The sequence below is a fragment of the Micromonospora sp. NBC_01739 genome (assembly GCF_035920385.1).
Lineage (GTDB): Bacteria > Actinomycetota > Actinomycetes > Mycobacteriales > Micromonosporaceae > Micromonospora.
The window spans coordinates 3,789,343-3,808,102 of sequence record NZ_CP109151.1 but is presented as its reverse complement, the minus strand read 5'-3'; the positions used below and the strand labels follow the sequence as shown (position 1 = coordinate 3,808,102).

At 71.6% G+C, this 18,760-nt stretch carries 16 protein-coding genes; 10 read left to right on the top strand and 6 right to left on the bottom strand.

The features are described from left to right. Positions 1-28: 28 nt before the first annotated feature. Genes OIE53_RS17070 through OIE53_RS17060 form a run of 3 tightly spaced genes read left to right on the top strand, consistent with a single transcriptional unit; the run spans position 29 to position 1,739 of the window. The gene (locus tag OIE53_RS17070) at positions 29-292 is read left to right on the top strand and encodes a hypothetical protein (protein WP_327022532.1); all 264 of its coding nucleotides are present in this window, start codon (positions 29-31) and stop codon (positions 290-292) included. Continuing rightward, complete coding sequence (locus OIE53_RS17065; protein WP_327022531.1) at positions 289-1,485, top strand: FAD-binding oxidoreductase; 1,197 nt, start codon at positions 289-291, stop codon at positions 1,483-1,485. The genes OIE53_RS17070 and OIE53_RS17065 overlap by 4 nt, the downstream gene beginning before the upstream one ends. Further along, positions 1,482-1,739, top strand: coding sequence for a DivIVA domain-containing protein (locus tag OIE53_RS17060; RefSeq protein WP_327022530.1), 258 nt, complete (start codon positions 1,482-1,484; stop codon positions 1,737-1,739). Before OIE53_RS17065 ends, OIE53_RS17060 begins: the two co-directional genes overlap by 4 nt. A 385-nt stretch (positions 1,740-2,124) precedes the next feature. Here the strand turns inward: OIE53_RS17060 and OIE53_RS17055 are convergent, their stop codons facing one another. The 3 genes from OIE53_RS17055 to OIE53_RS17045 form a co-directional block, all read right to left on the bottom strand. Next, positions 2,125-3,033 (bottom strand): cellulose binding domain-containing protein, encoded by a 909-nt coding sequence (locus tag OIE53_RS17055; RefSeq protein ID WP_327022529.1) that lies wholly within the window; start codon positions 3,031-3,033, stop codon positions 2,125-2,127. Positions 3,034-3,066: 33 nt separating this feature from the next. Further along, positions 3,067-3,735 (bottom strand): hypothetical protein, encoded by a 669-nt coding sequence (locus OIE53_RS17050; RefSeq protein WP_327022528.1) that lies wholly within the window; start codon positions 3,733-3,735, stop codon positions 3,067-3,069. 100 nt (positions 3,736-3,835) lie between these two features. Continuing rightward, on the bottom strand, positions 3,836-4,156 hold the full coding sequence (locus OIE53_RS17045) for a GYD domain-containing protein (RefSeq protein WP_327022527.1): 321 nt from the start codon (positions 4,154-4,156) through the stop codon (positions 3,836-3,838). A gap of 173 nt (positions 4,157-4,329) precedes the next feature. On the opposite strand from OIE53_RS17045, the gene OIE53_RS17040 reads away from it, so the two are divergent. Continuing rightward, a complete protein-coding gene (locus OIE53_RS17040) occupies positions 4,330-5,661 on the top strand; it encodes an AAA domain-containing protein (RefSeq protein WP_327022526.1) in 1,332 nt (443 codons plus the stop codon). Between the two features lie 6 nt (positions 5,662-5,667). Here the strand turns inward: OIE53_RS17040 and OIE53_RS17035 are convergent, their stop codons facing one another. Continuing rightward, positions 5,668-8,904 (bottom strand): NACHT domain-containing protein, encoded by a 3,237-nt coding sequence (locus tag OIE53_RS17035; protein WP_327022525.1) that lies wholly within the window; start codon positions 8,902-8,904, stop codon positions 5,668-5,670. 239 nt (positions 8,905-9,143) lie between these two features. Between OIE53_RS17035 and OIE53_RS17030 the strand changes: the two genes are divergently transcribed. Then, positions 9,144-12,392: an ATP-binding protein gene (locus OIE53_RS17030; RefSeq protein ID WP_327022524.1), complete on the top strand. Its 3,249-nt coding sequence runs from the start codon at positions 9,144-9,146 to the stop codon at positions 12,390-12,392. Positions 12,393-12,429: 37 nt separating this feature from the next. Here the strand turns inward: OIE53_RS17030 and OIE53_RS17025 are convergent, their stop codons facing one another. Then, a complete protein-coding gene (locus tag OIE53_RS17025) occupies positions 12,430-13,287 on the bottom strand; it encodes an ABC transporter permease (RefSeq protein ID WP_327022523.1) in 858 nt (285 codons plus the stop codon). Then, on the bottom strand, positions 13,284-14,297 hold the full coding sequence (locus OIE53_RS17020; protein WP_327022522.1) for an ATP-binding cassette domain-containing protein: 1,014 nt from the start codon (positions 14,295-14,297) through the stop codon (positions 13,284-13,286). The genes OIE53_RS17025 and OIE53_RS17020 overlap by 4 nt, the downstream gene beginning before the upstream one ends. Positions 14,298-14,741: 444 nt before the next feature. On the opposite strand from OIE53_RS17020, the gene OIE53_RS17015 reads away from it, so the two are divergent. Genes OIE53_RS17015 through OIE53_RS16995 form a run of 5 tightly spaced genes read left to right on the top strand, consistent with a single transcriptional unit; the run spans position 14,742 to position 18,742 of the window. Continuing rightward, positions 14,742-16,376, top strand: a complete 1,635-nt coding sequence (locus OIE53_RS17015) for an AAA family ATPase (protein WP_327022521.1) — start codon at positions 14,742-14,744, stop codon at positions 16,374-16,376. Positions 16,377-16,407: 31 nt separating this feature from the next. Then, positions 16,408-16,860: a hypothetical protein gene (locus OIE53_RS17010; protein ID WP_327022520.1), complete on the top strand. Its 453-nt coding sequence runs from the start codon at positions 16,408-16,410 to the stop codon at positions 16,858-16,860. Next, on the top strand, positions 16,860-17,072 hold the full coding sequence (locus OIE53_RS17005) for a DUF2997 domain-containing protein (RefSeq protein ID WP_327022519.1): 213 nt from the start codon (positions 16,860-16,862) through the stop codon (positions 17,070-17,072). Before OIE53_RS17010 ends, OIE53_RS17005 begins: the two co-directional genes overlap by 1 nt. Next, entirely contained in the window at positions 17,056-18,099 is a 1,044-nt protein-coding gene (locus OIE53_RS17000) for a ComEA family DNA-binding protein (protein WP_327022518.1), read from the top strand. Before OIE53_RS17005 ends, OIE53_RS17000 begins: the two co-directional genes overlap by 17 nt. Continuing rightward, the gene (locus tag OIE53_RS16995) at positions 18,092-18,742 is read left to right on the top strand and encodes a 4Fe-4S cluster-binding domain-containing protein (protein ID WP_327022517.1); all 651 of its coding nucleotides are present in this window, start codon (positions 18,092-18,094) and stop codon (positions 18,740-18,742) included. Before OIE53_RS17000 ends, OIE53_RS16995 begins: the two co-directional genes overlap by 8 nt. The last annotated feature ends 18 nt before the right edge of the window (positions 18,743-18,760 follow it).

Sequence of the window (18,760 nt, the reverse complement as noted above, 5' to 3'; positions counted from 1 at the left end):
CGCAGCACACAACCGGAGGCGCCCACCGATGTCCGCCGTACTCGCCGACTTTCCCGTCCTCACCCCGGTCACCGACGAGGATCTGGCCCTCGCCGCGCTGGCGGTTCGCGTGCACGCGCCCGAGCCTTGGCCGCACGGTCTGCTCTGCCGCAGCGAACGTGTCCCGTATCCGTGCCGCCTGGCCCGTTGGGGCCACACCACCATCGAAGCCGCCGGCCTCACCGTCGATCAGATGATCGGGAAGCAACGCGAAGCCGAGGACCGGAGCAAGGCCGAGGGCCGGACACGATGACTGAGGCGGAGGCACGCGAGGCGGTCGGCCGCTGGCTGAGTCTGGTGGCGGCGGACGTGGAGCTGTCCGCGTACCTGATCGGGGTGGACTGGGATCGGCTGAAGGCGCACCTGGCGCGGTCGCTGACCAGCGGGACCGGCGACGAGCCCGAGGTTCCGAGCCTGGGCTGGTCGGAGGCGCAGCACCGGCGCGCGGTCGACTACCTGATGGGGGTCCTGAAGACGCACCGGGAGCCGAGCGTCGCGCGCTTCTGGGAGGCGGTGGAGGATCGCTGGCCGGGTCTGCTGCCGGAGCGGGCGGCCCCGCTGCTGTACGCCGCGTTGCAGCAGCTGAAAACCAGTGGCGACGGCCCGAACGGGTCGGCGCTGCTGGCGGTGCTCGGCCGGGCGTACCGTCGCTATGGTCTGCATCCAGCGCACGCCGCGGTCATCGAGGATGCGCTTCAGACCCGCGTGCCCTGGTCGGAGGTCGAGCGGGCTGCCGCGCGGGCGGGCGACGGCCCGGCCTGGTGGCCGGCCGAGGTGATCGGCCACGACCGGCTCTGCGACGGGGTCGCCATCCTGACGGTACGGCCGTGGCGGCGGCTGCCGTACCGGTGTGGCCAGGCGGTGCCGGTGTGCACGCCGCGTCGGCCCGGCCGGTGGCGCTGGCTCTGCCCGGCGAACGCGCCGCGCCCGGACGGCACCGTCGAGCTGCACGTCCGCGCGGTCCCCGGCGGCGCCGTCTCCGCCAGCCTGGCCCATGAGGTACGCCCCGGAGAGCTGCTCCACCTCGGCCCGCCCACGGATACCGGGCTGAGCCTGGGCGACGGGCGTGACTTGCTGCTGGTGGCCGGCGGCACCGGGCTGGCGCCGCTGCGCGCCTTGGTCGAGCAGGTCGCCACCGACCCGGACGGTCGGCGGGTGATCCTGGTCGTCGGAGCCCGCTCGGTGGAGGCGTTGTATGACGCCATCACCCTCGACAAGCTGCGCCACGACTGGCTGACGATCGTGCCGACCTTCTCCCACGACGAGCTGGCCGAGCCGGGGGAGCGGGGCGATGCGCTCACCGTCGCCCTCGACCATTTGCGCCCCGAGCACGAGGTGTACGTGTGCGGACCGCCGGCGATGCTGGCCGGGTCACGGTTGCGGCTGCTCGCCGCCGGGGTGCCGGGCGAGCGGATCCACCTGCCGGAACGGATCCCGTGGCGATGACGGTCTACCGCAGCCACAACGCCCTGCGCGGCCAGCTGACCCCGGACGGGATCACCGAACTCGCCCTGCCCCGCACCCGGCTGGCCCGGCGCGGCTACCAGGTCGACGAGGTCGATGCCCTGCTGCACCGGCTCGCGTACGAGTTGGGGGAGCGGTCGCGCCAGCTCGCCGAGGTACGCGCCGAGAACCGGCGGATCAAGAACGCGCTGCGGAGCTGGCAGTCGGCCGAGACGGCCCGAAGACTCAGCCCCTGATCAGTGGGTTCGTACGGTCGCCGTGAGCGCCAGTCGACGCTCGATCAGCTGATCTGCAACCTGCCCTGGCAGTACCAGGTAAACACGTCCACTGCGGTTGCCTCCGGCCCGAAGTCGGCCGTGTCCTGAGCGACCTCGATGAGCTGCTCACGGAAGTCCTCATGGGCTCCCCTGCCGGGATCCTCTGCGGTATTCGTGACGTAGAGGACAAGGAAGGTTGCCGCGCGCCTGTCCTGCTTCGGGCGCTGTCACCGGAATCCGCTTCTGACGCGCAGATCTTGGTACGAGACGGCCCTCGGAAGGGCGGTCCCGTACCAAGATCTACAGCGGGTGGGGGAGAGAGTCAGTTGGTGGGTGCCGCGATCAGCGCGACGGACTGTGCGGCTTACGCGTTGGTGTCGCCGTACTCGCGGATGCCGTTGACGTCGAGGGTGATCCGGCTGTTCTCGGTCCAGCCGCCGGTGGCCTGCTGCCAGCTGCGGTCGTCGCGCTCGTCGATTGCCGTCCAGTTCGACCGGTGGTGGCGTAGCTGGATGGGGCCGGTCGAGGCGCCAGGCTCCAGGGTCCCGCCGGCGAAGGTCAGCTCGATCCAGCCGGGGATCGACGTACCGTGCGGCGGCAGGACCGTCCGAGTCGGAGTCGGGGTCGGAGTGGCGGTCGACGGCGGCGGCGGTGGCGGTTGGGGCAGCGGGAAGAACTGGAGGTGGCGTTGTACGTTGGCGCAGCCGATCGCGGCCCAGTCGCAGTTGGTGACCAGCGAGGTGTTCCCGCCCTCGAACGTCACGTGGTAACGCACCCGTACCTCGGTCAGGTCCAGCGGGGTGGTGCCCGTGTTGACGATCTGGAGGGCGTGCTGGATCTGGCTGTCGGTGGGTGACCAGTCCATGTTCTGGTAACTGACTCTGGCCTTCCCGTACGCGGTGCGCACCGGGACCTGCGGTGAGTCGAGGGAGTATCCGCCGTTGGTGGAGGCCCAGACGGTGAGTCGGTACTCGGTGCCCGGTGCCAGGTCGGTCAGGGTGAGGTCGGTGCCGGTGGTGGTGCCGAGGCTGCGGTAGGTGTTGGGGCCGAGCCACGCCCGGACCTCGTGCCGGATGGGCGTCCCGCCGGGCTCGCCGACCCAGGTCGAGGGTGCCCAGGTCAGGGTGAGCAGGTGCGGCTCGTTGGCCACCACCACCGGTGCACCGGGGGTGGTCAGGATGACCGGGTCGTCGGCCGCGTACGCGATGGCCGTGCCGGAGAGCCCCAGCGCGGCGGCGAGGAGTGCGACGAGGGTGAAGCGGCGAGCACGCATGGTGAGAATGCTAAAGAGTTACATGCATGTTTATCAATGATTAAGTTCTCGGGGCAGGTGTCGCGCTGGTTGTCGACCGGCTGTGATGGCGGCAGCTGCCCAGGCGAGCAGTAGGCCCATGGTCAGGCCGGGTGGCAGGTACCAGAAGGTGAGGAAGCCGGCCGGCGGCGTCAGCGGCAGCGCGGCGACTAGCGTCCATGCCACCCGGCGTGGCAGCATCCCGTGACGCAGACCCTGTAGTCCGCACCACACGGTGCCCACCAGCGCCGTCAACAGGGCCACGAGGTCGAACACCCACCCGTACCCGGGGCTGTTGTATTCGAGGCCGATCGCGACGGTCGCGGCGAGGAGTCCGTACCTGGTGAGGCGTCGAGGTGCCGCGGTGGCGCGGCCGGTGACCGTCCAGACGAGCGGCAGTGCCAGCAGCACCGAGACGAAGAAGGGTCCGCGCCAGATCCACGCCGGTTCCGAACCCACGAACAGCGGGAGGTTCTCGGCCATCCACCGCGCCGGAGCGGGTAGCGACCAGACGGCTCGGCCGCCGCCGACCTCCCACTGCACGGCCATGGCGGCGCCGAGCACCACCGCGACCAGCGGCGCGAGAACCGCCAGGGCGCGCCGCCAGCGGGCGACCAGCCACCCGTCCTCGACCCCGGACGAACCGGCCCGATCGGGTACCTGCTGCGGGTGAGTCGATCGCACCGATTGATCGTCGCCGCTACGCCGGGGAATCTCATCGCCGAAACAGTCGGCACCCGGCGCCTGACGCACAGATCTTGGGTACGACCGCAGGCGGGGCCGGTCAGCGTCCGGGTTGTTGGTAGGCGATCGGCAGGTTGACGGCGGCGTCGATCTGCTCCGGAGTGAGCAGGGGGATGAGGCGCCCGTTCACCAGGCCGCCCACCCGTACGGCGATGGCCATGGCGGTGGCGGTGACGTGGTCGGGCATGTCGAACAGGACGTAGGTGTCGTACTCGCCGAACGAGAAGTACATCAGCTCCAGCTGGCCACCGGCGTTCTCGATCAGGGACCGGACGACCTCGACGCGCACCGTTCCGCCGTCCACGGTCAGCCCTTCCAACCCACCGCCCTGATAGGTCGCCGCGAGCAGGTACTTCGCCATCCCGGACCGCCTCTCGCCTGTCTGCGCGACGCGCCTACCCGCTACGCCGCCGAGTATGCGCGAGGCAGAGGCCGGTGGTGGCTGGGCGAGCCGGGCGCGGGACCGGCGCGCCGGGGCGGATGTCGGTGCCGCTGAGTAGGGTGCGAGGACCGCAGGGGTGAAGGTGGGCGAGGATGCTGCTGGAGTCGGATGTGCCGCCGGGGGTCGAGGCGGATCGGGTGATCACCGCCGTGCTGGCCGACCTGCGCTCCGGGGACCACCGGGGGGTGGTGGTCGACTCGCCGCCGGGGGCGGGCAAGTCGACCCTGGTGGTGCGGGCCGCGGTGGAGTTGGCCGCCACCGGCGAGCCCCTGATGGTCATCGCGCAGACCAACGAGCAGGTGGACGACCTGATCGACCGGCTGGCCCGTAAGGCCCCCGAGCTGTGGGTGGGGCGGCTGTCCGCGAGCGACTACCGGCCCTCGGCCCGGGTGCGGGCGCACGAGCAGGTCCGGGTCGCCGCCAAGGTCACCGACCTGGCCGCCTCGGCCGTCATCATCGGTACGGCCGCCAAGTGGGCCACGGTCACCGAGGGATGCTGGCCGTGGGCGATCGTGGACGAGGCGTACCAGATGCGCTCGGACGCCCTGTTGCGGGTGGCCGGCAGGTTCGATCGGGCCCTGTTCGTGGGGGATCCGGGGCAGCTGGACCCCTTCTCCACGGTCGAGGTCGGCCGGTGGGCGGGGTTGACCTGGGATCCGATGCAGTCCGCGGTGACCGTGCTGCTGCGGCACAACCCTGACCTGCCGGTGCACCGGCTGCCGGTCTCCTGGCGGCTGCCCGCCTCGGCCGCCCCGGTGGTGTCGAAGGCCTTCTACCCCTTCACCGGCTTCCGGTCCGGGACGGCCCCCGCCGACCGGGCCCTGCGGCTGACCGGGGCCGGGCGGGGTGATGCCGTGGACCGGGCGGTGGAGTTGGCCACGGAGACCGGCTGGGCGCTGTACGAGCTGCCGGCCCGGCACACCCTGCGTACCGACGCGGAGGCCGCCGCGGCGTGCGCCGCGCTCGCGCTGCGGGTGCTGGCGCGCGGCGCGGTCGCGGTCTGCGAGCAGGCCCCGGACGGTGCGCCGGTCACCGCGGACCGGATCGCCGTGGGGGCCGCGCACCGCGACCAGGTGGCGGCCATCCGGGCGCAGCTCGGCGAGGCCGGAGCGGGGGTCACGGTCGACACCGCCAACCGCCTCCAGGGCCGGGAGTACGACCTGACGATCGTGCTGCATCCGCTCTCCGGTCGACGCGACGCGACCGCCTTCCACCTGGAGTCGGGGCGGCTCTGCGTGCTCGCCTCCCGGCACCGGCAGGCCTGCGTGGTGGTGGCCCGGGCCGGCATCGGTGAGCTGCTGGACGCCCACCCCTCGACCGACGTGCCGCAACTGGACGTGCCGGTGAAGTTCCCGGACGGCTGGGAGGCCAACCAGGCCATCCTGGCCCACCTGGCCCAGGTGACCCACCCCGCGCGGTGGTGAGGCGGCCTACTTCCGCCAGGCCGGAATCATCCGCTCCGACATCTCCCGCCAGAAGTCGCGCAGATCCTCCCGGTCCACCTTCTGCCACCAGGCCCAGGAGGAGGGCTGACGCCACTGCCCGACGAGATCGGCCTGGTTGGCACAGAACGCCTCGTCCATCTGGTACGCCAACTCCTCGCCCTTGGGCGGCAACGGGCAGAGCCGGAAGGGGCAGTCGTCGATGCAGGTCGCACCGGGCTGGACATCGCGGGACTGCCGGCGGCTGAGGTTGGCGCGCATGGCGGTGCGGTCGATGGTGAGGCACGGCGGCAGCTCCGAGCGGCTGGACCGACCGAGCCGGCGGGTGCGTTCGGTGTCGTCGCCACCCCGGTCGGCGAGATTGAGCAGCAGCATGACATCGGCGAGCAGGCGTTGTGCCCGTGGCTTCAGCACCGCCCAACCGTGCGAGGGCGGCAGCCACGATGCCTGCTGTCGACGGATGGCCGGCTGTGGACTGGCCGAGCCGACCCGACCGACGATCTCGTGCTCGTCGACCCAGCAGTGCAGCTCGGGGTGCCGGTCGACCAGCGCGGCGACGCACTCGTCGGCGACCGTCCGCACCAGTGGGTGCGCCGATTCGCCGTCCGGCTGCGGGGCGGCGTTCCCACCCCCGGCGATGGCCAGCCAGTAGTCGACCAGGCCGCGCGGGTCGGAACCGTGCCGGCCGATCTCACCCAGCGGCTCGGCGGGGTTCTCCGGCAGGGCCAGCAGGGTGAGCGCCTGGATGAGGGTCAGGTGCGAGTACCAGAACCGGGAGTGCCGAAGCGCCTCCTCGGCCGCTTCGGCGAGCCGACCACGGTGTGCCGAGAAGTGCCGGCAGTTGGCGGCCAGCCGGAAGCCCTGCGCCAGTTGGAGCTCCCAGACCCGGGTCGCCTCGTCGTCGGTGCGCAGTCGACCCACCCAGGCACGGAGGAGGTCTTCGGCCTCGGACCTGGGCCGCCAGCCGGGCCGTTCGGGTGGGTCGCCGGCGAAGAGGAACAGCGACGGGGCGAGCCAGGCCCGCAGTTGCCGAAGGCGCTCTCGACGGACCTGCGGGTCTTCGTCCGGCAGGTCGGCGTCCGGATCGTCCGGCAGGTCGGCGTCCTGGTCGTCGAGCAGGCTGCGCAGGGCGACCACGGCCGGGTCGCCGCCTCTGCCGAGTTCGCGGGCCGCCGCCAACCTGGTGAGGTACGAGGTCTCCGTCGCCATCATCCTGAACAGCGACTGGTACCCCGGCTCGGGCCCGCGCTCCTGGTCGATCAGCCGTGCGGCGTCGCCGAACCGGTGCACCAGGGCGATCTTGGCGTCCTCCAGTGGCCGGTCGGTGATCGAGCCGTCTCCCTGGTAGTGGCGCCAGGCATGGCGGATCTGCTGTGCCAGTTCACGGTGGGTGGGGTGGCCGATGGCGGCGTCCATCTCCAGGGCGGCGGCGAACATCTCCACCGCCCGGGTGCGGTTGCGGGTCCGGACCGCCTCCTGGCTGACCGTCCGGACCAGTTCCACTCGCCTGTCCCCGTCACCCGCCGACCTGGCGGTGGGGGGTTTCTGGCCGGAGTACAGGGTGAGGGCGGCCAGCAGTTCCCGGCCGGGCCCGTTGCGCAGTGCCCGGCGCAGAAAGCCCTCGTCCCGCAGCGCGGCGTCGAGGAAGCGACAGCCGAGGTACGCCTGCACCACCCCGTGTTGGAATCGGACGCCGTCCTGCTCCTTGACCACCATGTTGAGCCGGTCGCCGGTGGTCTCGGCCAGTCCGAGATCCTGCGGATTGTCCACACTGAGCTTGTCCAGTCGGGTGTCCAGTTCCTCCCGGATCCGCTGTCGGTCGCCGTCACCGGCCTGCCGGGGGACCGGATCGCTGTCCGGCCGGCGGCCGGTGTCGGCGTACTCTCCGGTCGGGCTGAGTTCGCTGGTGCGGACCTTGAGGGCGTTGTCGCGCAGGCCGAGGCAGGCCAGTGCGGAGAGCACCTCGATCGCCTCGCCGCGTTCCCTGGGCGGCAGGCCGTAGTCCTCGTACAGGTCCCCCTCCACCAGTGCCTGATGCCACTCGTCCAGCAGCCGTCGGCGGGTCACCGCCCGGCCCGGGCCCAGCGGCACCCGATCCAACCGGTTCACCTGGTAGAGCTTGCCGATGATCCGCAGGTAGAAGGGTGAGTCGGCGACATCGGCCATCTTGATCAACGAGGTGGCCTGATCCCATTTGGGTGTCGCGTCGACCTGGCGACCCTGGTTGCGTACGTATCCGAAGGCGGCGCCCTCGGAGAGGGGTTCCAGTTGGAGCAGCACCGCGTCCAGGGCGCGCAACGGGTCCTGGGGACGGGAGGTGATGATCAGTGGCAGGTTCTCCCGCTTGGCCTCGCCGACCGCCTGGCGGAGCAGGCTGTCCCGGTCATAGGGCTGTTCCGTGCCGGCCAGCACCTCATCCAGGCCGTCGGCGAGCACCACCAGCCGGTTCTCCCGCCACAACTGCCGCCAGGTCTTGTCCGCCTCGCCCTCGGCGTGCAGTTGGGTGTCGATGACAGCCTGAAAACGCTGCCGGGCCAGCGTGTGGAAGTTCAGGTCCGCCGGTGTCTGGACGTCACGCAGGTTGATCCCGACCGGGACCACCCCGACCTCCATCAGCATCTCGGCCAGCTTGACCAGGGTCGTGGTCTTGCCGGTGCCGATGCCGCCCACCAGCAGGAGGGGTCGACGGTTGTGCGGATCCCGCACCCGCCGGACCATCAGTTGACACAGGTCCTCCCGACCCACCACCTCGATGTCGCTGATGTCGTGCTCGGCGCTGGGCACCGCGAGTTGCTGCTGGTTGCGGGCCTGTTTCCGATACGACCGCAGCACCCGGCGGTATCGCCAGAACAGGAACACCGCCACGGCGAGGGCGGCCGCCAGCAGCCCCTTGACGAAATCGAGCACCTGCCCGCAGTAGTAGGGCCCGGCCTCCGAGCCGTTGCACCAGGTCGAAGGCCCACGACTGCCGAGCAGGTCCTTCCTCAGCACCGCCCCGACGAGTGAGTACACCAACCACAGGACCAGCAGAGTGGCGCCGCCGACGATCACCCACCACAGGACCCGGTGACCGCGTCGCCAACGCGGCGCACGAGCGGCCCGTTCGTCGATGCGCCGTCGGGTGCGACGTTCGTCGGCGCGTTCCCGACGGGTCCGCCATCGTCGCCGACGCTGCCGCAGCCACAGCCCGGTCTCGAAGACCGGGCCGCGTTTCGGTCGCCGCATGGACACCCCCGTGTCGCTTCGACGGTTACCGGACGCGTGGGAAGCGTTGCCCACCACCACGGTAGGTCCCGACTGTGGCGGCGGTGGTGCGTTTGGGGTGATATCGCAGCTGGCGCCGGGTCGGCGGGCGACGCCCGCCTGTGGCCTTCGCAGGCCGACCGGAACCGTGCCGGTACGTGACGCAGGTTGGCTGTTCGGAGCGCCCGCAATGTCGGCCCGGTCGGCTACCGTCGGTTTTCATGAGGGCGCAGTCCGGCGGAGTGCTGATCGGGCGGGAACACCCTGCCGGCCTGCTACGGGCGGAACTGGACCGCGCCACCGCCAGTCATGGCGGCCTCGTGCTGGTCGGCGGTGAGCCGGGCATCGGCAAGACCACCCTGGTGACCGCCGCCGCCGACGAGGCCCGCCGGCAGGGCACCCTGGTCCTCGGCGCCGCCTGTTGGGATTCGGCCAGCGCGCCCGGTTACTGGCCCTGGTTGCAGGTGCTGCGTGGGCTGCGCCGGTCGGCCGCCGACTGGGCGGTGGCCCGGGAGTCCGCCGAGCCGGCCCTCGCCCTGCTGCACGGCGAGCCGGCCGGTCATTCCGTGGTGGCCGGTCCGCACGGTGCGGGCGACGCGGCCGAGCAGGAGGCGTTCGCCCTCTACGACGCGGTCACCACCGCTCTGGTCGCCGTCAGCCAACATCGGCCGGTCGTGGTGGTCCTGGACGATCTGCACTGGGCCGACCCGGCGTCCATGCGACTGCTGCAGTTCGCCGCCCAGCACACCTGGTACGAGCGGCTGCTGTTCGTCGGCACCTACCGGGACGCCGAGGTCGAGGCGGGTGATCATCCACTGCGCCCGCTGCTGATGTCGCTGACCGCCAAGGCCACCACGATCACCCTCACCGGCCTGTCCCGGGACGACGTCGGAGTGTTGATCGCCCGCATCACCGGGCGGGAGCCCACCTCCGACTGCGTCGACGACGTCTACCGGCGTACCGGCGGCAACCCCTTCTTCGTCGAGCAGACCGCTCGGCTCTGGCACGTCGACGGCGCGACGAGCGGCATCGCGCCCGGTGTCCGGGAGGTGGTCCGCAGACGGTTGGATCATCTGCCGGAGGCGGTGGTCCATGCGCTCGTGGTCGCTGCGGTGCTGGGCCGCGAGTTCCACCGCGCGGTCCTGGCCGCCAGCGCCGGGCTGCCGCCGACCCGACTCGACCACCTCCTTGACGTCGCGGTGAGCGCGCGACTCGTGCTCGCCCACCCCGACGGCGGGTACGCCTTCGCCCACGACCTGGTCCGGGAGACCCTCTACGAAGGGCTCACCGACGACGATCGCAAGGATCACCACGCCGCCGTGGTCCGCGCCGTCGACGAGCACGCCGCGCTCACCGAGCGGCTGGTCCCCGCCGACCTGGCCCGGCACGCCTGGCTGGCCGGTGACCGTCTCGACCCGTACCGCTGCGCCGACCTGCTGATCGCCGCCGCCCGCGACGCCAGTTGCCGGCTCGCCTTGGAGGAGTCGACAGTGCACCTGCGTCGGGCGCTGGTGATCAGCCGGGACGAGGTGCAGCGGGTACGCATCATGATCGAGTTGGCCGATCGTCTCTTCCACACCGGCGACCAGGCCGAGGCGAGTCGACTGCTGGCCGAGACCACCGTGCAGGCGCTGGCGGTCGACGAACCTGCGCTGCTGGCCCGCTTCGCGCTCAGCGTCTATCGACACTGTCAGATCACCTCGCGGCCGGAGATCGACACGGAGGCGCTGGTGCGGGAGGCGTACCGGCGGCTCGTCGGGGAGCCGGGGTCCGACGTGCCGGTCGAGACCCTGGAAGTCGGCCTGATCAACGCCACCGAGGAGCTTGCCCGACGCAACCAGGACGACGGTGCGCTCAGCGTCAGCCTCTGGGCCCGCCACGACGCCGCATGGGGACCGGGAATGGCGGCCCGCCGAGCCGCGCTCACCGCCGAGATCCGCGAGGTGGCCCGCCGCTCCGGTGACCAGGAGACCCCGCTCTGGGCCACCTCCCTGCGTTGGGTCGCGCTACTGGAACTCGGTGACCCGCGCTACCTGGACGAGCTCACCGCCTTCGTGACCGCCGGCCGGCGGGCCGGCAAGGTCCGGCACCGGATGGCCGCCAACATCGACAGCGGAATCGTCAGCGCCTTCCGGGGCGACTTCGCGGCCGCCGAAGCCTGCTACGCCGAACTGCGCAGCCCCGAGGTGGAACCGTCGATGGGCTTGTGGTGGGAGGGGTGGGAGAACGACAAACACCTGTTCATCGATCGTCACCCGATCTGGTCGCTGTTGCTGCTGGGTGGGCGCCTCGACGAGGCCCAGGCGTTGCTCGACGGGCTTGATCCGGCCGAGCATCAGTTCCTCGAACTGCTCCACGCGGTCACCGCTGCCGAGCGTGGCGACCACCGCCACGCCGCCCGGATCACCGCCCGGTTGGCAGCGGCCGGTGGCGCGTACCCGTCGGTGATCCTGCCGCTGTGGCTGCGGTTGCAGGCCCAGGTCACGGTGACCGACCCCGGTCGCTGCGAGGCCGCCCGGCAGGCCCTGCTGCCGTACCGGGGTCAATGGCTGGTCGCCGTGTACGGCTGCGACATCAGCGGCCCGGTCGACCACTGGCTGGCCGTGGTCGACGCGGCCGACAAACGCTGGGACGAGGCCGTGGCCGGCTTCACCGCCGCCCGGGACAACGCCGACCGGATGGGTTCGCGGCCCTGGTCGCTGATCGCCAGCACCGCACTGGCCGACGCCCTCACCGCCCGCAACGGTCCCGGCGACTCGGAGGTCGCGGCCGACCTGCGCCGCGAAGCCGAGCGCGAGGCCCGCAGCCTCGACATGCGACAGGTGCTCGCCCGGCTGACCGATCCCACACCGATCGGCTCCTCTCCGGAGCGGGCCGGTGGGCCACTGCTCGAAGCCGAGCCGGATGGGGCGACAACCGCCCTGGCGTACGAGTTCCGCCGGGACGGGGCGGTGTGGCGGCTCAGCTACGGCGGCACCACCGCGTACCTGCCGGACGCCAAAGGGCTCAACGACCTGCATCTGCTGCTCGGTCGGCCCGGTGCCGACGTGCCCGCGGTCGGGCTGCTCGACCCGGCCGCCGGGCCGGAACTCGTCGCCGCCCGCCGACTCGGTGGTGACGAGATCCTCGACGAGGAGGCCAGGAACCGCTACCGGCGGCACCTGACGCTCCTCGACGACGAGATCGACCGGGCGGCCATGCGGGACGACACCGCGCGGGTGGCGACCCTGGACGACGAGCGGCGAGCCCTGATCGACCAACTACGCTCGGCTGCCGGCCTGGCCGGCCGCAACCGCCGTCTCGGCGACGAGGCGGAACGGGCCCGCAAGACCGTGACCGCCCGGATCCGGGACACCCTGCGCCGCCTCGACCAGCAGCACCCGCCGCTCGCCGCCCACCTGCGGCAGACGATCTCCACCGGCGCCGCCTGCCGCTACCTGCCCACCGAGCCCGTGCCGTGGCGGCTGTGACCGGTCGGCGGCCCCGCCACGGCACGAGCGATGTCGATCAGCGGCGGTTGTAGCGGTACATGGTCAGGGTGCCGAAGACCGCGATGAACAGAGCACTCCACACCACCATCCAGGTCATGCTCGACACGTCCGTGGTGCCGCCCATCACGGCCCGCACCGACGACACCAGGTGGGTGATCGGGTTGGCCTTGACGAAGGCCTGGAGCCAGCCGGGCATGGTCGAGGGGTCCACGAAGACATTGCTGAGGAAGGTCAGCGGGAACAGCACCATCATGCTGGCCCCCATCACGGACTTCTCGCTGCGCAGCACCAGTCCGAAGAAGGTCCACACCCAGGAGAACGCGAACGAGAAGACCACGAGCAGGCCGATCCCGGCGAGTACCCCGAGCACACCCCCGTCGGGGCGGAAGCCCAGCACCAGCCCGACGGTCAGGATCACCACCGCGGCCAGAACGTAGCGCAGCACATCCCCGACGATCATGCCGACCAGGGCGGCGGGCCGCCACACCGGCAGGGTCCGGAACCGGTCGAAGACCCCCTTCTCGATGTCGGTGTTCAGCCCGACCCCGGTGTACATGGTGATCATCACGACGCTGGTCACCATGATGCCCGGCAGGAAGAACTGGAGGTAGTCACGCGGGCTGTCGGCGAGGGCCCCGCCGAACAGGTACGTGAACATCAGCACCATGATGATCGGGAAGGCCGTCACGTCGAACAGTTGCTCCGGCACATGCTTGATCTTCAGCAGGGCGCGCCAACTGAAGGCCAGGGAGGCGGCCAGGGGGCTGGGCCGGGGCGGTCGCCCGCCCGGGGCGAGCACGGTCGCCAACGCCTCGGTCGAGGGGACGTAGACCGTCGGGGCCCGACCGGTCGAGGTGGTGGTGTCGCTGCTCATCGGGCTACCTCCACGGGGTCACGCTCGGTCTCCGTCGATACGGCGGGTCGGTCGGTCAGGGCCAGGAAGACCTCGTCCAGGCTCGGCTGGCCCAGGGAGAAGTCGTCCACCACGATCCCGGCGCGGGACAGCTCACCGAGTGCCCGGGCCGCCTGAGCGCTGGCGTCCAGGTCACTGCCGTCCCCACCGACCCGGGCGGTGATCGCCACCGGGTCCGGATCCAACTGCACCGGCACACCGAGGGTGGTCTGCAACAGTTGCGCGGCCTCCGGCCGCTTCGCCGCCTCCCGCAGCCGCAGGTGGACCGTGCCGGAGCCGACGGACGACTTCAACTCGCCCGGGGTGCCCTCCGCGATCACCCGGCCGTGGTCGACCACCGCTATCCGGCTGGCCAGCTTGTCGGCTTCGTCGAGGTACTGGGTGGTCAGCAGGACGGTAGTGCCGTGGGCCACCACCGCCCGGACGATCTCCCACACCTGGTTGCGGCTGCGTGGGTCCAGCCCGGTCGTCGGCTCGTCGAGGAACAGCAGGTCGGGGGTGCTGAGGATGCTCGCCGCGATGTCGATGCGGCGCCGCATGCCGCCGGAATACTTCTTCACCTGCCGGCCGGCGGCCTCGGTCAGCCCGAAGGCGGCCAGCAGCTGCTCGGCCCGCGCTCGGGCGGCCGGCTTGCGCAGGCCTAGCAGTCGGCCCAGCAGGATCAGGTTCTCCGTACCGGTCAGGTCCTCGTCGACGGAGGCGTACTGGCCGGTCAGGCTCACCCGGGCGCGGACCGCGTCGGCCTCGGCGACCACGTCGTGGCCGAACACCCGGGCCTTGCCGCCGTCCGGGCGCAGCAGGGTGGCCAGCACCCGGACCGCGGTGGTCTTGCCGGCACCGTTCGGCCCGAGCAGCCCGTACACGGCGCCGGCCGGCACGGTCAGGTCCAGTCCGGCCAGCGCACGGGTCTCACCGAACGACCGGGTCAGCCCCTCGGCCTCGATGGCGAGGCCGGTGGCGCGTCTATTCATGATCTCGTTGTCCTTCCGTTAGCAGACTCCTGCGGGTCACCGGGGCATCGGCGGTGCGCCTGCCCTCTGGACCCGGATGCTGCCTCACCCCAGCGCACCCGTACGACAATTCCGGCCCACCCCCTACAACAACGACGGCGGCCGGTGGTTGGTCAGCTTCGCTTCACCGGCGCGAGACGGCGGCCGGTAGCCGCCAGATCAGATCTAGCGAAGGGTGTACGGCGTGCCGGCGCCGCGACTCAGATGGCGGCATGTGGGGCTTACCGACCCGGCCGCGTAGTTGATCACAGGCGTGGCGTGTATCGATGTGCTTGCGCAGCTGAGAGGCGGTGGCCGGTGTTGATCATTTGTCGCTGATCACCCGCTTGCACCTGAACTCGGGGTCGTCCGGTGCTGTTATGGTTTGCGCACGTCGGCCGTGCTCTGTGGGGGAGGGAATGCGGCATGGTGGTGGCCTTCCGCGATGCGCTGACGCAGATGCTCCGGGCGCGGTTTCCGATTCTCTACGTGGAATCCCCCGAGGAGCAGCGGGTCATCGCCGAGGTCTGCGCCATCGCCCAGGACGCAAGCCTGGTGCGTACCCCGCGCGCCGTCTGGACCTGGTCGGTGACCACCGGGCTGGTGGCCCCGGACGGCACCTCCCGCCAGGGCACCACGGACTGCGAGGCCGCCCTGGACGCCGCCCTGCGGATCGACCAGCCGAGCGTACTCATCTTCAAGGATCTGCATCCGGCCCTCGGCGCCGACGGTCGACCCGGCAACCCCGGCCTGATCCGGCGACTGCGGGACCTGGTGGCCGCCTTCAAGTCCGGCCCGGTGCCGCGCACCCTCCTGCTGGTCTCCCCGGTGCTGCACATCCCGGCGGAGCTGGACAAGGAGGTGACGATCGTCGACTTCCCGCTGCCCACCGAGGCGGAGATCCGGCAGGTGCTGGACGGGATGATCGCCGCCAACTCCGCCAGCGGCCGCATCCAGATGATGCTGGACGAGCGCGGCCGGGAACGGCTGGCCAAGGCGGCCCTCGGGCTGACCCTGCACGAGGCGGAGAACGCCTTCGCCCGGGCCATGGTCAACGACGGGATGCTCGACGGCCAGGACCTCGAGGTGGTGCACGAGGAGAAGCGGCAGACCGTACGCAAGTCGGGGCTGCTGGAGTTCGTCGACGCCGACGTCAACCTAGACGATGTCGGCGGGCTGGAGAACCTCAAGCGGTGGCTGGCCAAGCGGGACGGGTCCTGGCTGGCGGAGGCGGCCGCCTACGGGCTGCCCGCCCCACGAGGGGTCCTGATCACCGGGGTGCCCGGCTGCGGCAAGTCGCTGACCGCCAAGGCGATCGCCGCCGCCTGGGGGTTGCCGCTGCTGCGGCTGGACATCGGTCGGGTCTTCGCCGGGCTGGTCGGCTCCAGCGAGCAGAACATGCGGACCGCCATCCGGACGGCCGAGGCCAGCGCCCCCTGCGTGCTCTGGATCGACGAGATCGAGAAGGGCTTCGCGGGTGGGACCGGCGACTCCGGCACCTCCACCCGGGTCTTCGGTTCCTTCCTGACCTGGATGCAGGAGAAGAAGCAGTCCGTCTTCGTCATCGCGACCGCCAACAACATCGAGGCGCTACCCGCGGAACTGCTCCGCAAGGGGCGCTTCGACGAGATCTTCTTCGTCGACCTGCCGACCCGCGCCGAACGAGCCTCGATCTGGCGGGTGCACCTGGCCCGGCGGCTCCGCAACCCGGCCGTCGCCGGTGAGCTGACCCTCGACGACCCGCTGCTCGCCGAACTCGCCGGACTGAGTGAGGGCTACTCGGGAGCGGAGATCGAACAGGCCGTCGTCGGCGGGCTCTTCGACGCCTTCTCCGAGCGGCGTCCCCTGCGTTCGGACGACCTGGTCCAGTCGGTGGTGAGCATGGTGCCGCTCAGTGTCACCCAGGCCGAGCGGATCGACGCCCTGCGGAACTGGGCCGACACCCGGGCCGTCGCCGCCACCGCCGCCGAGGACTGGGATCGCGGGGCCCGCGACATCGTCCGACCGCCCAACACCCCACCCGCGTCGCGCGGGCAGGGCGGACGAGCAGTGGAATTCTGAGTTCCGCCCGAGGGAGAACGGAAGACCGATCATGAGTATCTCGCTGGTACTGCTGCCGCTGGCCGTCGCGGCCGTGGCGGCGGCCCAGGGCGTCTCGGCCGGCCGCGACGGGCAGGGCCGGGTGGTCTGCCAGGTGCAGACCCGGATGCGGGACGAGAACCTGCTCGCCGCCGCCCTTCACGACACCGCTGCGGTGGTCGGCGTCGACCATGAGGTGATCACCGCGGACTGGGCCGGGGTACGGGCTAGGTTCCAGCGCGATGCGGACGGCATCTGGTCGGCCCACTTCGCCGGCGAGGTCGACGAGCAGCGGGCCGTCGAGGTGGTCCAGGCCATCGATGTCGCGTACGGACGGCAGGTGCAGCGGGCGGTGCTGGAGCGGCTGCGTCAGCAGGCCCCCGCAGCCGGTCTGCGGCTGGAGTCCGAACAGGTAATCGAGGACGACAGTGTCCGACTGGTGTTCGCCGTGCAGGGGCGGTCCTGATGACCGAGCGACCCCGGATCGTGATCACCGTGAGTAGTTCCGGTGAGGTCAGCGCCGAGACCCACGACATCCTCGGCGACCAGTGTCTGGACTATGTCGCCGTGCTGGAGGACCTGCTGGCGGCCCGGGCGGTGCACAGCGCCTTCACCGCCGACCACGCCCGTACCCCCGCGGTCCTGCGCCAGGAGAAGCACGATGTCGAGCGGGCATGACCCGCGAGGGTGGCCGCCCTCCGAGGGGTACGCGCCCTCCACCGGTTACCCGCCGGCCGGGCCGGGAGGAGTCGGCCATCCGGCGGCCCGGCTCATGCCGGCCGGGGAGCCCTCGCCGGCGGCGAAGTTCAGTTGGCGTCTGCTGCACAGTTGGTGGCTGCTGCTGCCGATCCTCGGCCTCAGTTGTCTCGGCGGGTTCGGCTTCCTCTACGTGGGTCTGCGGGCCCGTCGGCCGGCCTGGTGGCTGGCGGGCTGCTGCTATCTGGTGGTCGGCTGGGCGGCGTTCATCCTGACCGGCTCGTCCGACTCGGAGAGCGCCTTCTCCGACTGGATGGTCGGCCTGATGCTGGCCGTCTGGATCGCCGGCATCGTGCACGCCTGCCTGATCAACTCCGCCTGGCTGCGCCACCTGGCCGGCTACCGCCCCTGGTACGAGCAGCCGATCGGCGGGTACCCGCCCGGCACCCTGGCACCCCCGCCGAGTCTGAGCCCGGCCACCCCGCCCACCTACCCGACCTACCCGTCGACCTCGTCGTCCTACCCGCCGGCCACGCCGGTCGATCCGCCGACCTACCCGCCCACCGGCCCGACCTCCGGGTGGTATCCGCCGACTCAGTCGACCGCACCGGCGTACTCCCCGCCGACGGCCCCGGGGTATCCGGTCGGGGATCCGACCTTCGCGGCCTATCCGCCGCCCCTGCCGACGGACTACTTCGGACCTGCCGCCGGGTCGGGGCCGGGCCAACCGGTGACCCCCGCCGGGCCGACGGAGGCGAACACCGGGCCGCTGGAGGTGAACACCGCCGGGCTGAACGACCTGGCCGCCCTGCCCGGGTTCGATTCGCAGCGCGCCGGGCAGGTGCTGATCGAGCGGGACCGGCGGGGTGGCTTCGGCAGCCTGTCGGAGTTCGTCGCCGCCGCCGGACTGGCCCCGCACGAGTACGCCCGACTGCGGGACCGTCTGGTCTGCGCGCGGCCGATCCGACCGCCGGGGCAACCCCCGCAGGGACGCGTACTGGATGTCTGAACCTGCTCCGATTCCGCGCTCCGGGGCGCAGACGGTGGCCCTGGCCCGGTTCCTTCCCACCACCCGGGCCGAGGGGCCGGGGGAGCGGACCGCCATCTGGGTGCAGGGCTGCGCCATCCGCTGCCCCGGCTGTTTCAACCCCCACCTGTGGGGGTTTCGCGGCGGCGAGCAGGTGGCCCCGAGGGAGTTGGCCCGTCGGGTGCTCGACGCCGGCACCGAGGGGCTGACCCTGCTGGGTGGGGAACCCTTCGACCAGTCGGCCGCCCTGGCCGAGGTGGCCGCCGAGGTGGGCGCGGCCGGACTGTCCGTGATGACCTTCACCGGCTACACCCGCACCCGGTTGACGGCGGCCGTCGAGGCCGGGCGTACCGATGTGGCCGCCCTGCTGGCGGCGACCGACCTGCTGGTGGCCGGTCCCTTCGAGGCGGACCGGATCGACACCGCCCGCCCCTGGGTGGGTTCCACCAATCAGGAGTTCGTGTTGCTCAGCGACCGGTTCCCGGGTCTGCTGGACGAGCTGTCGGTCAGCCCGGACCGGGTCGAGATCACCGTCGACCCGGCCGGTCGGGTCGCGGTGAACGGGTGGGCCGACCCGGACTCCCTGGACGAGTTGCTGGCCGGCCTGCGGGGTCCGCACCGCTGAACCGCCGTTGACCTGCCT

Bases quoted from the DNA above. Each gene is read 5' to 3' on its own strand.
- OIE53_RS17010 (WP_327022520.1), top strand. From the start codon at position 16,408: ATGAGTATCTCGCTGGTACTGCTGCCGCTGGCCGTCGCGGCCGTGGCG.
- OIE53_RS17060 (WP_327022530.1), top strand. From the start codon at position 1,482: ATGACGGTCTACCGCAGCCACAACGCCCTGCGCGGCCAGCTGACCCCG.
- OIE53_RS16995 (WP_327022517.1), top strand. From the start codon at position 18,092: ATGTCTGAACCTGCTCCGATTCCGCGCTCCGGGGCGCAGACGGTGGCC.
- OIE53_RS17035 (WP_327022525.1), bottom strand. From the start codon at position 8,904: ATGCGGCGACCGAAACGCGGCCCGGTCTTCGAGACCGGGCTGTGGCTG.
- OIE53_RS17000 (WP_327022518.1), top strand. From the start codon at position 17,056: ATGTCGAGCGGGCATGACCCGCGAGGGTGGCCGCCCTCCGAGGGGTAC.
- OIE53_RS17020 (WP_327022522.1), bottom strand. From the start codon at position 14,297: ATGAATAGACGCGCCACCGGCCTCGCCATCGAGGCCGAGGGGCTGACC.
- OIE53_RS17005 (WP_327022519.1), top strand. From the start codon at position 16,860: ATGACCGAGCGACCCCGGATCGTGATCACCGTGAGTAGTTCCGGTGAG.
- OIE53_RS17025 (WP_327022523.1), bottom strand. From the start codon at position 13,287: ATGAGCAGCGACACCACCACCTCGACCGGTCGGGCCCCGACGGTCTAC.
- OIE53_RS17070 (WP_327022532.1), top strand. From the start codon at position 29: ATGTCCGCCGTACTCGCCGACTTTCCCGTCCTCACCCCGGTCACCGAC.
- OIE53_RS17045 (WP_327022527.1), bottom strand. From the start codon at position 4,156: ATGGCGAAGTACCTGCTCGCGGCGACCTATCAGGGCGGTGGGTTGGAA.
- OIE53_RS17040 (WP_327022526.1), top strand. From the start codon at position 4,330: ATGCTGCTGGAGTCGGATGTGCCGCCGGGGGTCGAGGCGGATCGGGTG.
- OIE53_RS17030 (WP_327022524.1), top strand. From the start codon at position 9,144: ATGAGGGCGCAGTCCGGCGGAGTGCTGATCGGGCGGGAACACCCTGCC.
- OIE53_RS17015 (WP_327022521.1), top strand. From the start codon at position 14,742: ATGGTGGTGGCCTTCCGCGATGCGCTGACGCAGATGCTCCGGGCGCGG.
- OIE53_RS17055 (WP_327022529.1), bottom strand. From the start codon at position 3,033: ATGCGTGCTCGCCGCTTCACCCTCGTCGCACTCCTCGCCGCCGCGCTG.
- OIE53_RS17065 (WP_327022531.1), top strand. From the start codon at position 289: ATGACTGAGGCGGAGGCACGCGAGGCGGTCGGCCGCTGGCTGAGTCTG.